This is a genomic window from Stenotrophomonas sp. 78350_Sma (genome assembly GCF_056482105.1).
In genome coordinates this window covers 1,902,767-1,916,151 of record NZ_CM151182.1, presented here as the reverse complement: position 1 = coordinate 1,916,151, position 13,385 = coordinate 1,902,767, and the positions used below count along the sequence as shown (strand labels likewise).

General features: G+C 65.9%; 13 protein-coding genes. 3 read left to right on the top strand and 10 right to left on the bottom strand.

The window, feature by feature from the left end; translation table 11 throughout:
- Nucleotides 1–5: 5 nt before the first annotated feature.
- Nucleotides 6–1,121 carry an NHL repeat-containing protein gene (locus tag ACZK4H_RS09035; protein ID WP_099551206.1) on the bottom strand — a complete coding sequence of 372 codons (1,116 nt, stop codon included), beginning with the start codon at nucleotides 1,119–1,121 and terminating at the stop codon, nucleotides 6–8.
- Nucleotides 1,121–3,634, bottom strand: coding sequence for a TonB-dependent receptor (locus ACZK4H_RS09030; RefSeq protein ID WP_278252851.1), 2,514 nt, complete (start codon nucleotides 3,632–3,634; stop codon nucleotides 1,121–1,123). Before ACZK4H_RS09030 ends, ACZK4H_RS09035 begins: the two co-directional genes overlap by 1 nt.
- A gap of 214 nt (nucleotides 3,635–3,848) precedes the next feature.
- On the opposite strand from ACZK4H_RS09030, the gene upp reads away from it, so the two are divergent.
- On the top strand, nucleotides 3,849–4,481 hold the full coding sequence (gene upp, locus ACZK4H_RS09025; RefSeq protein WP_099551208.1) for a uracil phosphoribosyltransferase: 633 nt from the start codon (nucleotides 3,849–3,851) through the stop codon (nucleotides 4,479–4,481).
- Between the two features lie 93 nt (nucleotides 4,482–4,574).
- Here upp and ACZK4H_RS09020 read toward each other — a convergent pair whose 3' ends face one another.
- Nucleotides 4,575–5,054 (bottom strand): SRPBCC family protein, encoded by a 480-nt coding sequence (locus ACZK4H_RS09020; protein WP_099551209.1) that lies wholly within the window; start codon nucleotides 5,052–5,054, stop codon nucleotides 4,575–4,577.
- Nucleotides 5,026–5,460: an ArsR/SmtB family transcription factor gene (locus ACZK4H_RS09015; RefSeq protein ID WP_239503814.1), complete on the bottom strand. Its 435-nt coding sequence runs from the start codon at nucleotides 5,458–5,460 to the stop codon at nucleotides 5,026–5,028. The genes ACZK4H_RS09020 and ACZK4H_RS09015 overlap by 29 nt, the downstream gene beginning before the upstream one ends.
- Nucleotides 5,461–5,517: 57 nt before the next feature.
- Between ACZK4H_RS09015 and ACZK4H_RS09010 the strand changes: the two genes are divergently transcribed.
- A complete protein-coding gene (locus tag ACZK4H_RS09010; protein ID WP_099551210.1) occupies nucleotides 5,518–5,811 on the top strand; it encodes a PsiF family protein in 294 nt (97 codons plus the stop codon).
- Between the two features lie 85 nt (nucleotides 5,812–5,896).
- Here the strand turns inward: ACZK4H_RS09010 and ACZK4H_RS09005 are convergent, their stop codons facing one another.
- From ACZK4H_RS09005 to rsmD, 6 genes are all read right to left on the bottom strand, one after another.
- On the bottom strand, nucleotides 5,897–6,784 hold the full coding sequence (locus ACZK4H_RS09005) for an MBL fold metallo-hydrolase (protein ID WP_099551211.1): 888 nt from the start codon (nucleotides 6,782–6,784) through the stop codon (nucleotides 5,897–5,899).
- 126 nt (nucleotides 6,785–6,910) lie between these two features.
- Nucleotides 6,911–8,641: a gamma-glutamyltransferase gene (ggt, locus tag ACZK4H_RS09000; protein ID WP_099551212.1), complete on the bottom strand. Its 1,731-nt coding sequence runs from the start codon at nucleotides 8,639–8,641 to the stop codon at nucleotides 6,911–6,913.
- Complete coding sequence (locus ACZK4H_RS08995; protein WP_004153175.1) at nucleotides 8,638–8,919, bottom strand: YfhL family 4Fe-4S dicluster ferredoxin; 282 nt, start codon at nucleotides 8,917–8,919, stop codon at nucleotides 8,638–8,640. Before ACZK4H_RS08995 ends, ggt begins: the two co-directional genes overlap by 4 nt.
- A gap of 132 nt (nucleotides 8,920–9,051) precedes the next feature.
- Nucleotides 9,052–9,543: a hypothetical protein gene (locus tag ACZK4H_RS08990; RefSeq protein WP_004153167.1), complete on the bottom strand. Its 492-nt coding sequence runs from the start codon at nucleotides 9,541–9,543 to the stop codon at nucleotides 9,052–9,054.
- A 60-nt stretch (nucleotides 9,544–9,603) separates the two neighbouring features.
- Nucleotides 9,604–10,113 carry a pantetheine-phosphate adenylyltransferase gene (coaD, locus tag ACZK4H_RS08985; RefSeq protein WP_010484372.1) on the bottom strand — a complete coding sequence of 170 codons (510 nt, stop codon included), beginning with the start codon at nucleotides 10,111–10,113 and terminating at the stop codon, nucleotides 9,604–9,606.
- Nucleotides 10,114–10,139: 26 nt separating this feature from the next.
- Entirely contained in the window at nucleotides 10,140–10,718 is a 579-nt protein-coding gene (gene rsmD / locus ACZK4H_RS08980) for a 16S rRNA (guanine(966)-N(2))-methyltransferase RsmD (RefSeq protein WP_099551213.1), read from the bottom strand.
- A 596-nt stretch (nucleotides 10,719–11,314) separates the two neighbouring features.
- Here rsmD and htpG point away from each other — a divergent pair.
- Entirely contained in the window at nucleotides 11,315–13,207 is a 1,893-nt protein-coding gene (gene htpG, locus ACZK4H_RS08975; protein WP_099554207.1) for a molecular chaperone HtpG, read from the top strand.
- The last annotated feature ends 178 nt before the right edge of the window (nucleotides 13,208–13,385 follow it).

Below are 13,385 nucleotides of genomic sequence, written 5' to 3'. Positions count from 1 at the left end.
ACGGCTCATGCGCCACACTCCAGCGGCAGCGCCAACTGCTTGGCGATGCTCTCCCAGTCGAACGCCACCACGCCCTGGTCGTCATGCACTGCATACAGCGCACCGTGTGGGAAGCGCGCGCTGGGTTGCTGCATCATCCAGATGCCGTCGGTGTTGGCCACGGTATTGCCCTGGAACGCACCAACCGGCTTCAGCGTGTGCCGGTCGAACAGGTGGAACACGCTGCGCTGCTTGCCCTGTTCGGTGGTGATCCACCAGCCGTCCTTGCCGCAGGTGCGCAGGGTCACGCCTTCGGCCTGCGCCTTGAACACATCGCGACCGAAGGTGGTGCCGGTGAAACGCCCGGCCAGCGTGTAGACCTTGAACTCGCTGGCGTAGCTCTCGTCCTCTTCGGCGATCAGCAGGCGATCGTTCTCGGGGTCGCCCCAGATCGATTCGACCACGCGCAGGGCACCCGCCTCAGTGGTGTCACCAATGCTGGCCACAAGCTTCGCTTCGACCTTCGCACCGTCGCGGGTCACCTGGTACTGGCGTACGCGCTTGTCCAGCTCGGCCAGCGGCGGCAGGATGTCACGGCCCTGTGCATCCTCGCCGTTGTCCCAGGAGTCGGTGACGTAGACGCTGTAGCCATCGGCACGGCGGTCGACCCACAGCCCGTACGGCTTGCGCAGGTCGTCCGCAGCGAAGGTCGCCAGCGGGGTGAAGTCCGGCAGGCTCAGCACCTGTACGCGGTGATTGTCGCGCTCCACGATCCACAGCAGATCGTCGGTCACCGCGATGCCGTTTGGGCGGTCGAACTGCCCTGGCGCGGTGCCGCTGCTGCCTACGTCGCGCAGGTGCTGGCCGCTGCTGCCGTCATAGACCACCAGCTTGTCGGTGGCCTTGGCAGTGGCGATCAGCCACAGCTTTCCGTCAGGTGCACGCCAGGCGGCTGGCGAATCGATGTTGTCGGCCGGCGTCATCGGCGAAAGGAATGCCTCGGCGATGGTGGTCACCGCACGTTCGGCCGTGGCCTTCACCTCGGGCTTGGCCACGGACGGATCGTTGCCGGTGGCCGCCGTGCAGCCAGCCAGCAGGGTAGCCGCCAGCGCCGCGGCCATGACGGTGATGCGACGCCCCATCACAGGGCCACCTTCAGGCCCAGCGCGTAGGTACGGCCATACTCTTCCATCTGCAGCGTGCGCGAGCGCGTGCCCTGGTACAGCTCAAGCGGCTTGTCCAGCAGGTTCTGCGCTTCGAGGTACATGCTCACGCGCGGTGTGAACTTGTAGTCCAGCGAGAAGTCGAGCTGGGTGTTCGGCGCAACGTAGATATCGAAGGCACGGCCCTTGCCGATGCTGTCCAGGTACTCGCTGCGGTACACCGCCGCCAGCCGCGTACTCAGACCGTACTTCTCATAGCCGATGTGAGCGCTGTAGACGTGCTTGGAGGCGCGCGGCAGGGTGAAGTCCTCGCCCGCACGGTCCTTGATGCCGGCGTCGAACGTGGTGTCCAGCCAGGTGCCACTGGCACCGACCAGCAGGCCATCCAGGCCGGAAGGCAGGAAGGCCAGCTGCTGCTGCCAGTTGAACTCGGCACCACGCACGGTGGCCTTGCGGCCGTTGATCGGCTGGGTCACGTCGAAACCGCCGTAGGCCGGATCGTTGGTGCGCACGGTTTCCACGATGTAGCCGTCGATCGACTTGTGGAACAGGCCCAGCGAGACGATGCCGCTGCTGCCGATGTACTTCTCCACCGACAGGTCGATGTTCTTCGATTCGTACGGGTCCAGTTCCGGATTGCCCAGTCGTACTTCCTCGTCACCACGGCTGTAGCCCACGCGCGGTGAAATGTCACCGAACGAGGGGCGCGATACGGTCTTGTTGGCCGAGGCACGCAGCACCCAGTCGTCTGCGGCGTCGTAGCGCAGGTGCAGGCCCGGCAACACATTGGTATAGCTGCTGTTGGCCACGCGCGGGGTGACGGTGAAACTGCGGCCGTTGGCCGCCACGTCCACCTGGTTGCCGGTTGCCTTGAACTGGGTGTTCTCCACGCGCACGCCGCCGATGATGCGCAGTGCACCGATATCCCAGGTGCCCATCGCGTAGCTGGCGAAGATATCCTCGCTGGCCACGTAGTCTTCTTCCAGCGAGGTCATCGCGTTGCCGCCAATGTCCTGCGGGCGGGCGCTGTACTGGCTGCCATTGGCCGCCCAGAACGCGCGCATCGCAGCTGAGTCCATGCCGTCACCGAGGTTTCCGTGGCGGTGTTCGGGCGAGGAGGTGCTCCAGCTCGACAGCGCGACCTTCGGGCCGACCCGCAGTTCGTTCTCGTCGACATTGACGTCGCGGTCGCGCCAGCGGCCCAGCAGGCCGATCTTGATGCTGCCGCTGTCGCCGTCGAAACGCACGTTGACCTGCGCGCTGTGCTCCTTGTCATTGACCTGCTTGGGCGAGAGCACGAAGCGGTCGAAGGCGTAGTTGCTGTTGTCCAGCCACTGCGGATTGTCGAAGCTGTAGCTGGGCAGGCGACTACTCTGGTCAAGCGTGCCATTGAAGGCCTTGCCGTTGAGCTTGAAGCGCGCTTCCATCTCGTCATTCACCCGCTCTTCGGTACGGGTGTAGCCAACCTTGTAGTCGACCACGGCATTGGTCAGCTTGTTCTCGCCGCCGAGGCTGGCCGCGAAGGTGTTTTCCTTCTTGGTGCGATAGCGCATGCGCTTGTCGATGGAATCCTTCGGCATGCCGTCCAGGCGGTACTGGTCGGTACCGGTCTTGACCATCCTGGCGTCGTCGAAGTTGAAGATCACACGCTGGCGGGTTTCGGCATCGTCGAACTGGCTGTACAGCGTGCGCAGGTAGTACTTGCTGTCTTCATTCGGGCGCCAGTCGAGGTTGAGGTTGGCACCGATGCGCTTGCGCTCGATCTCGTACTTGCGGTGCTGCAGGTTGATCGCGGTGACGTCGCCAGGTGCGGCGTCATCCTCGCCGTCGTACTCCACTTCGGTGTTGTCCGACTCGAACGTGCGCTTCTGGTAGTTCACGCCCAGTGCCACGCCGAAGGTGTCGTTGAACACTTCGCTGTAGTTGAAGGCCGCCTTCGGGCTGGTTTCACCGGACAGCTGCTGGTGGCTGCCTTCGATCTTGCCACGCAGGCTGCGGCCGTCACGGTCGAAGGCCGAGGCCGATTCCACCAGCACCGCGCCACCGATGGCGTCGCCAGGCATGTCCGGGGTAGGCGACTTCACCACGCGCAGGCGCTCGGTGGAATCGGACGGGATCACATCCAGCGGCGCGGCGCGACTGGAATCTTCCGGCGTGCCCACGGCGATGCCATCCACGCTGACGCTGTTGAGATTGGCATCCAGGCCACGGATCACCACGAAGCGGCCCTCGCCCTGGTCGCGGGTCACGCTGATGCCCGGCAGCCGCTGCAGCGACTCGGCCACGTTCTTGTCCGGGTACTGTCCCAGCGCATCGGAGGACACCGCGTCTTCGATCGCGTCGCTGCTGCGCTTGAGGTCGACCGCGCGGATCTGCGATTCAAGCTGGGCGCGCACTTCGATGCGGTCCAGGTCGACCGCATCGGCAGCCACGGCGCCGGTGGCGGCGACCGCCTGCTGCCCGGCGGCCTGCAGTGGTGCGGCAACCCCCATCGCCAGGGTCAGGGTGATGGCAACGGCCAACGGAGTCTTGATATGCACTGGGAATCCCCATTCCTGTTAAGAATGGGTCTGCACGGTATGTCCGCAAGGTTGCATGGCCGTGACATGGATCTGCACATTTCATGCAGGCCGTCTCCGGCCCGGTTTGGGGTTGGGCGTCCAATCCGGCAAAATGGCGTCCTCTCTCCTTTTCCCCTTCCCGACCATGAAGATCGTCGAAGTGCGCCACCCGCTGGTGCAGCACAAGATCGGCCTGATGCGCAATGCCGCGCTCAGCACCAAGGATTTCCGCGAGCTGGCCAATGAACTGGGCACGCTGCTGGCCTACGAGGCCACCGCCGACCTGGACACCGAACCGCACACCCTGCCCGGCTGGGCCGGCCCGGTCACCGTGCAGCGCATCGCCGGCGCCAAGATCACCGTGGTGCCGATCCTGCGTGCCGGCCTGGGCATGCTCAGCGGCGTACTGTCGCTGATCCCGGCCGCGCGCGTCAGCGTGGTCGGCCTGCAGCGCGATGAGGAAACCCTGCAGCCGGTGCCCTACTTCGAGCGCCTGACCGGCCGCCTGGAAGAGCGCGACGCGCTGATCCTGGACCCGATGCTGGCCACCGGCGGCACCCTGATCGCCACCATCGACATGCTCAAGCGTGCCGGTGCCCGCCGCATCAAGGGCATCTTCCTAGTGGCCGCGCCGGAAGGCATCGACGCGGTCAAGGCCGTGCACCCGGACGTGGAAATCTACACCGCGGCCATCGATGCCCAGCTCAACGACAAGGGCTACATCCTGCCGGGCCTGGGCGATGCCGGTGATCGCATCTTCGGCACCCGCGTGGTGTGATCTGGTTGAAGGGGTCAGAGCCCTTTGCCTGCGCAAAGGGATCTGACCCCGGGGTCGGATCCCTTTCGCAGAAAGAGCTCTGACCCCAAATATTCACAGACCGGTCGCCAGCGCCTGCAGCTGGTCGATGGCCATGTTCCAGCCATCGAAAAAACCCATCTGTTCATGCTGGTCACGCAGGGCCTTGTCCGGGTGCATCACCCGCGCGGTATAACGGCAGCCCTGCCCTTCGTCCTCCATCGTGATGATGGCGGTGAAGCCCAGCCACGGTGACTGCGGCCGCCAGCCCGGGCCGAGCATCGAGGTGAACACCAGGCGCTGCTCCGGCACGATCTCCAGGAAGCTGCCCGGGTTGTCACTGCTGCCGCCGTCGGGGCCCTGCATGAAGGTGTGGAAGGCCCCGCCGGGGCGCAGGTCGAAGGCACGCACTTCGGTGGTCCACGGCGTCGGGCACCACCACTGGCGCAGCAGTTCCGGATGGGTCCACGCCCGCCACAAGGCGGCACGCGGTGCGTTCAGCACGCGGCTGATGACCAGATCGGTGTCAGGGTTGTTGCCTGCGTCTACGGCCATGGGCCTGCTCCTGTCGGTGAAGGGTTTCGACAAACTCGACCATGCGGTCGGCGCGCGCTTCCCAGACGGCGCGCTGCGCGGCCAGCCATTGCTCGGCCTGGCCCAACCGTTCCGGCACCAGTTCGCAGGTGCGTACACGCCCCTGCTTGCGGCTGCGCACCACGCCACTGCGCTCCAGTACGGCCAGATGTTTCATCAGCGAGGGCAAGGCCATTTCGAAGGGCTCGGCCAGCATCGATACCGTGCGCGGCCCCTGCCCCAACGCGGACACGATCGCGCACCGGGTCGGATCGGCCAGCGCCTGGAAGACCTCTTGAATGGCTGGATCATACTTACCCATATGGCTAAGTAATACGCCGATCTGAACGTTGCCGCAAGCAGGCGCGACAGTGGCGTGATTCTTCACGTGGCCTTGCAGGCTGGAAGCGAATGCTCCGCGCACCCGCCACCCTTGGAGCTCCCGATGAAAGCCTCTTTCCTGCTGGCCGCCGTCCTGCTGGTCGGCCTGCCCCTGGCTGCCAATGCCACCACTCCGCAGCAGCAGCGCATGGCCGACTGCTCGGCCAAGAACAAGGGCTTGAAGGGTGATGCCTACAAGACTGCACAGAGCTCCTGCCTCAGCGGCCATGCCGCCGAGACCAAGGCCGCGACAACTCCGCAGGAACGCATGCGCAAATGCAACGCCGATGCCGGTACGAAGAAGCTGGCCGGTGATGCGCGCAAGACCTTCATGAGCAGCTGCCTGAAGGCGTCGTAATCGTCGTGTCCGGACAAAACGCCATCCACGCATGGCGTGGATCTACCGCCGTCTGTGAAAGGCCGGGCATTGCCCGGCCTTTTCATTACCCCAGGGCGCGTGCCTTCAGCTCGCCCTGTTCGTGCAGGGTCACGAAACGACCCTTGTCATCCCTGCCCAGCTGCGCCAACGCCACCTGCGGGTCGTGGGTGAAAAACAGATGCACGTTGCGCGCCAGCTTGTCCTCAAGGAACTGCCGCTTCTCGTCGATCAGCAGTTCGGCGTTGCGGTCGTAGCCCATGGTGATCGGTACATGCACCCATGAGCGGCCGGGAATCAGGTCGGCACAGAACACCACCCCACCGTGTGCATCCTCGCCGGCGTGCGCATGGCCGACGATCTCAGCCAGCATCAACCCCGGCGTATGGCCGTCGCTGTAGCTGAAGCGAACGCTGCGACCCAGTACCTTCGAATACTCGCCGTCCACCACTTCCAGGCGGCCGCTGGCCTGCAGCAGGCCAGGCAGCTCTGGAATGAAGCTGGCCCGGTCGCGCGGATGCGGCTGCATGGCGCGCAGCCAATGCTGCGCACCGACCACATAGGTCGCATTGGGGAACAGCAGTTCCGGCTCACGCCCTTCGCTCCACGCAGCCAGCAGGCCTCCGGCGTGATCGAAGTGCAGGTGGCTGAGCACCACCACGTCGATATCCTCGTGCTCGAAACCGGCCTCGCGCAGCGAATCGATCAGCACGTGCTGGCTTTCCTGCACACCGTAACGCTCGCGCATGCGCGGATCGAAGAACGCCCCGATACCGGTTTCAAACAGCACTGTCTTGCCTTCCAGCGGGCTGGCAAGCAGCGCACGGCAGGCCAGCTCGATGCGATTGAGCTCGTCCGGTGCCGCCCATTTTTCCCACAACGCACGCGGCGCGTTGCCGAACATCGCGCCGCCATCGAGGCGTTGCGAGTTTCCACGAATAGACCAGAGTTTCATGCGCCGATTATCGGCGCCGGCTCGTTAAATAATCGCTAGCCACAGAATGCAGAACCCCGCCGGCCGGCGGGGTCCTGGGGTATTGGTGATTCACCTGGTTGCCGGCCAGCGGCCGGCACTACCGGGTCAACGTGCCGGCACGACCTGGGCGCTGCCAACCGGATTGCGCGGGTCGCTGCCGCCGAACAGCTTGTTCGCCTTGCGGTCCCATTCCACGGTCTGCAGGTTGCCCCACACGTGGCTGGACCCGCGGCCGCCTGCGGCAACGTCGCCCGGCAGGTCGATCTTGTGACCCATCGCCTGCAGCTGCTTCACCGTCGCCGCGTCGAACGCATCGTCCTCGGCTTCGACCAGGTCCGGCAGCCACTGGTGGTGGTAACGCGGCAGCGCGGCAACCTGCTGCGCATCCAGCCCGGCGTCGTAGCCGAGGATGCCCAGCAGCACCATGGTGATGATGCGGCTGCCACCCGGGGTACCCAGCACCACCACCTTGTCGGCGTTCTCCATGAAGGTCGGCGTCATCGAGCTGAGCATGCGCTTGCCCGGCTTCGGCGCATTGGCCTCGTAGCCCATCACACCGAACGCATTGGGCGTGCCCGGCTTCAGCGCGAAGTCGTCCATCTCGTTGTTCAGCAGCACGCCGGTGCCCTTCGGAATAAGCCCCGAGCCGTACAGCAGGTTGACGGTCTGGGTGGCGCCAACACGGTTGCCGTCACGGTCGATGATCGAGAAGTGCGTGGTCTCGTCGTCCTCCAGCGGCGTCGGGTTGCCCGACAGCAGGTCGCTGGGCGTGGCCTTCTCCGGATGGATCGTGGCACGCAGGCCCTGTGCGTAATCCTTGCTGGTCAGCACCTTCTGCGGGATCTGCACGAAGTCCGGATCGCCGAGGAAGAAGGTGCGGTCGCGGTAGGCACGGCGCATCGACTCCACCACCAGATGGGTGCGGTGCGCCGGGTCCATCTTGTTGATGTCCCAGCCTTCCAGGATCTGCAGCATGCTGGCCAGCGCGATGCCACCGGACGACGGCGGCGGCGCGGTGGTGATTTTCCAGCCGTTGTAATTGAACACGATCGGCTCGCGTTGCTTCACCCGGTAGCCGGCCAGCTCTTCAGCGGTCCACTTGCCGCCGGCCTGCTTCACGCCGGCCAGCAGCAGTTTGCCGGTCTGGCCCTTGTAGAAGCCGTCGAAGCCGCCGGCCGCCAGGCGCTCCAGCGTCTGCGCCAGTTCCGGCTGCTTGAACAGGTCACCGCTGGCGATCGGCTTGCCGTTGCGCAGGTAGACCTCACGGGTGCCGGGGTAGCGCTCCATCACTTCGCGGCGCGAGGCATAGCCCTTGGCCATGCGGTCGTAGACCGGGAAGCCTTCGCGCGCGATGCGGATGGCCGGCTGCAGCGATGCAGACAGCGGCAGCTTGCCGTGCTTGGCCGACAGTTCGACCAGCGCCGCAGGCAGGCCCGGAATACCGGCCGACCAGGCACCGTTGACCGAGCGGTCGCGGTCCAGGTTGCCCTGCTTGTCGAGGAAGGCCTGCGGCGTGGCCGCCGCCGGTGCGGTCTCGCGCGCGTCCAGCATCATGTCCTTGCCGGTGGCCGCGTCATGCAGCAGGAAGAAACCGCCACCGCCCAGGCCGGAGCTGATCGGCTCGACCACCGCCAGCGTGGACGACACCGCCACCGCGGCATCGAAGGCGTTGCCACCCTGCGCCAGGATGTCGATGCCGGCCTGGGTGGCCAGCGTGTGGCCACTGGCAATGGCCGCGCCATCGGGGCGCTCTGCACGGGCCGGGCTGTCGGCCCAGGCCATCGGGCTCAGCAGCAGGCCGAGCAGCAACAGGGGGCGGACGATCAGCGTCTTCATTCGGATGGGGGCTCCGCGTAGAGTTCGGGGTGATCGTGCTGCAGCTGGCGCAGCTTGGCCAGCAGCTGGTCTTCCGTTTCCACGATCTCCGGGTCCGGATCGATGCACTCGACCGGGCAGACGACCACGCACTGTGGCTCGTCGAAATGACCCACGCATTCGGTGCAGCGCGCAGGGTCGATCACGTAGATGGTTTCACCCATCGCAATGGCCTGGTTCGGGCAGGCCGGCTCGCATACGTCGCAGTTGACGCAGAGCTCGTTGATTTTCAGCGACACGGCGATACTCCTCGCCCGCGCCCTGGGACAAAGGACCGGCCAGCGCGGGCGCGCGGGCCGGTCAGGTCATCAGCGGCGCCCTTGCAGGACGCCGCCCGGGCCATGCCGGAGCATGGCCGCCATGGCTCGGTATTACTTGGCTTCGACGAAAATGTACTCGGCACCGGTCGGCTGGATCGCAGCCTGCACGCGGGCGTTGTCGGCCGACTGGCCGATGAAGACGACGCGCACGCCCTTCATCGAATCCGGCGACACATCCTTGAACACGGCCTGGATCATGTCAGCCATCTTGCCCGAGGCCGACGAACCGAAGGCCAGCATGTTGCCCGGCTGCACGCCACGGGCCACGGCCTGGGTCGCGCTCTCGGTCTGGCGCTCGTACTTGGCCTGGAAGTCCGGATCCGATTCCGGCGAGAGGTAGTACAGGAACGGGCTGTTGGTGATGTTGCCCATGTTCTGGATCGCCACTTCCTGCAGGTACTTCTTCCAGCCTGCATCGTCGTCCTTGGACGGGGCGACCAGGGCCTGCTTGGCCTCGTCGACCGGAGCGGCCTCTTCCTTCTTGCAGGCGGTGAAGGCCAGGGCCAACGAAGCGATCAGCATCGCGCGCATGGTGGTGTTCATGGGTTTCCTCCCGGAATGGTGCGTGGTGTTGTACGTAATGGGGTGCGGGTACAGCAGGGCTTACGACTGCGCCGCCTTCGCTTCGCGGACCTTGCGCAGGGCTTCGAGCACTGCGGCCGGCACGAAGCCGGACACGTCACCGCCCAGGCGCGCGATCTCGCGGACCAGCGAGGACGAAATGAAGCTGTGCTGCTCGGCCGGGGTCAGGAACAGGGTCTCGACCTCGGGGATCAGGTGGCGGTTCATGCTGGCCATCTGGAACTCGTACTCGAAGTCGGACACCGCGCGCAGGCCGCGCAGCAGCACCCCGCCCTGGACCGAACGTACGAAATGGGCCAGCAGGGTATCGAAGCCGATGACCTCGACGTTGCTGTGGTGGCCCAGTGCGCCACGTGCCAGCTGCACGCGCTGCTCCAGCGGCAGCGCCGGGCCCTTGGACGGGCTCTGCGCCACGCCGACCACGACCTTTTCGAACAGCGGCGCGGCCCGGCTCACAAGGTCGATATGACCGTTGGTGATCGGGTCGAACGTGCCGGGGTAGACGGCAATGCGGCGGTTGGCCACGGTCATGGGCGGATGCAGATGTTCAGATGAGGTCAAAGTGTAGCAGTGGCACGGCGGTACAGGGCAAAGCGCACCTCACGGGTGCCGCCCTCGCGGTGCAGCAGCCAGTCCGGCGGCAGCACCGGCACGTGGCCGGCCGGCGATTCCAGGTACAGCCAGGCGTCGGCGGCCAGGTGCCGCGGCAGCTGGGCCAGCACGTCCTGCCACAGGCCATCGGCAAACGGCGGATCGATGAAGACCAGGTCGGCCTGCTGTGCCGGAGCACCCTGCAGCCAGCGCAGGGCATCGGCCTGCACGACGGTGATCTGGTCGCTGGCCTGCAGCTTGGCGACGGCGGCGGCCAGGTTGCGTCCCAGCTGCGCATCGCGCTCGACCAGGGTGGCGTGGGCGGCACCGCGTGAGACCGCCTCCAGCCCCAGCGCGCCGCTGCCGGCGAACAGGTCCAGCACCCGCGCGCCGCCCAGTCTGGGCATCAACCAGTTGAAAAGGGTCTCGCGCACGCGGTCGCTGCTCGGCCGCAGGCCTGGCAGGGTAGGCACCGGCAGGCGGGTATTGCGCCAGCGCCCACCGATGATGCGGACCTGGCCATCATTGCCGCCACGGCCGCTCACAGGCGACCCCGGCGGGGTTCATTCGAGATTTTCAGCATGAGCGGGATTGTAGTCGTCCGGGCGGCGCCCGGGGACGCGCCAACGCATGCGCGCTGTCGCTCCCACGCTTCGCTGCGCGAAACGCGGGCCCCACTTACCAGCTTCCACACCCCCGCCGCTTCGCGGCCGCCCCCTGACTCAGGGGGCTCTACCCCAGACGCGATCCGATGCCCGACATACAGGCAGGGTCAGATCCGTTTTCCGCAGGAAAACGGATCTGACCCCAGATTTATTTCGATATCCGACAGATGTGTCGACCAAGGTCGACACCTACCAACAGCCGAGTGAACCTGTCAGAGGCGGGGCACTGTGGGTTCGCGGGGTGTGAGCCGCATGGATGCGGCGACCAAGCCCCCATGGATGGGTTCACGGCGTCCCCGCGAACCCACAGTGCCCCGCCATCCCACGGAATGCCGCTGTTGCTGTTGCTGTTGCTCTGGCCTCGGCGGGTGCAGGGCGCAGCCCTGCCAGACCAACCCCTTGATTTCGGGACAATCAGCCATACCCCTTGGCGAGGCCGCACGCGCTGGCGCGGCATTGCACATGGAGCCTTATCGATGACCGAGACCACCCAGACCGAAACCCTTGGCTTCCAGACCGAAGTCAAGCAGCTGCTGCAGCTGATGATCCACTCGCTGTACTCCAACAAGGAAATCTTCCTCCGCGAGCTGGTCTCCAATGCCGCCGACGCCGCCGACAAGCTGCGCTTCGAAGCCCTGACCCAGCCGGCCCTGCTGGAAGGCGACAGCGAACTGCGCGTGCGAGTCAGCTTCGACCCCGCCGCCCACACCATCACCATCGAAGACAACGGCATCGGCATGAGCCGCGCCGAAGCCATCGCCCATCTCGGCACCATCGCCAAGTCCGGCACCGGCGATTTCCTGCGCCAGCTGTCCGGCGACCAGAAGAAGGATTCGCAGCTGATCGGCCAGTTCGGCGTCGGCTTCTACAGCGCCTTCATCGTCGCCGACGAAGTGGAAGTGACCTCGCGCCGCGCCGGCCTGGCTGCAGGCGAAGGCGTGCGCTGGACCTCGCGCGGCGAAGGCGATTTCGAAGTGGCCACTGTCGACAAGGCCGAACGCGGCACCCGCATCGTCCTGCACCTGAAGGATGGCGAGCACGACTTCGCCGATGGCTGGCGCCTGCGCAGCATCCTCAAGAAGTACTCCGACCATATCGGCCTTCCGATCCAGATGCCGAAGGAAGGTGGCGAAGAAGGCGCCGCGGTCGAATGGGAAACCGTCAACCGCGCCAGCGCACTGTGGACCCGCCCGCGCACCGAGATCAGCGACGCCGAGTACACCGAGTTCTACAAGCACGTGGCGCACGACCACAGCGACCCGCTGGCCTGGAGCCACAACAAGGTTGAAGGCAAGCTGGAGTACACCTCGCTGTTGTACGTGCCCGGCCGCGCGCCGTTCGATCTGTACCATCGCGATGCGCCCAAGGGCCTGAAGCTGTACGTGCAGCGCGTGTTCGTGATGGACCAGGCCGAGCAGTTCCTGCCGCTGTACCTGCGCTTCATCAAGGGCGTGGTCGATTCCAACGATCTGTCGCTGAACGTCTCGCGTGAGATCCTGCAGTCCGGCCCGGTCATCGATTCGATGAAGGCGGCGCTGACCAAGCGCTCGCTGGACATGCTGGAAAAACTGGCCGCCGACAAGCCGGAACAGTACGCCACGTTCTGGAAGGAATTCGGCCAGGTGCTGAAGGAAGGCCCGGCGGAGGACTACAACAACCGCGAGAAGGTGGCCGGCCTGCTGCGCTTCGCCTCCACCCGTGGCGACGGCGATGCGCAGACCGTGTCGCTGGCCGATTACCTCGGCCGCATGACCGAAGGCCAGGACAAGATCTACTACCTGACCGGCGAGAGCTACAGCCAGGTGCGCAACAGCCCGCACCTGGAAGTGTTCCGCAAGAAGGGCGTGGAAGTGCTGCTGCTGACCGACCGCATCGACGAGTGGCTGATGGGCTACCTGACCGATTTCGACGGCAAGGGCTTCGTCGACATCGCCCGCGGCGACCTCGACCTGGGCGCGCTGGAAAGCGAAGCCGACAAGCAGGAACAGGAAGCGGCCGCCAAGGACAAGCAGGGCCTGGTCGAGCGCCTGAAGACGGTGCTGGGCGATGATGTGGCCGAAGTGCGCGTCTCGCACCGCCTGACCGATTCGCCGGCGGTGCTGGCCATCGGCGAACAGGACCTGGGCCTGCAGATGCGCCAGATCCTGGAAGCCAGCGGGCAGAAGGTGCCCGACAGCAAGCCGGTGCTGGAGATCAACCCGGGCCACCCGCTGATCGCCAAGCTCGATGCCGAGGCCGATGGCGCGCGTTTCGACGATCTGGGCCGGGTGCTGTTCGACCAGGCCGCGCTGGCCGCCGGTGACAGCCTGAAGGACCCGGGCGCCTACGTGGCGCGCCTGAACAAGCTGCTGCTGGAGCTGTCGGCCTGATCGAGGCGGTGATCGCCGGGCATGGCCCGGCGATGCCCGGCGACGCTCTGGTAGAGGCCAACCTTGGTTGGCGACTCCCGCCGTGGTAGAGGCCAACCTTGGTTGGCGCCCCAAAAGCGTGCCAACCAAGGTTGGCACCTACCAGGGGCGGCGGTTGGCGCTTGCCGAGGCGGGCTGC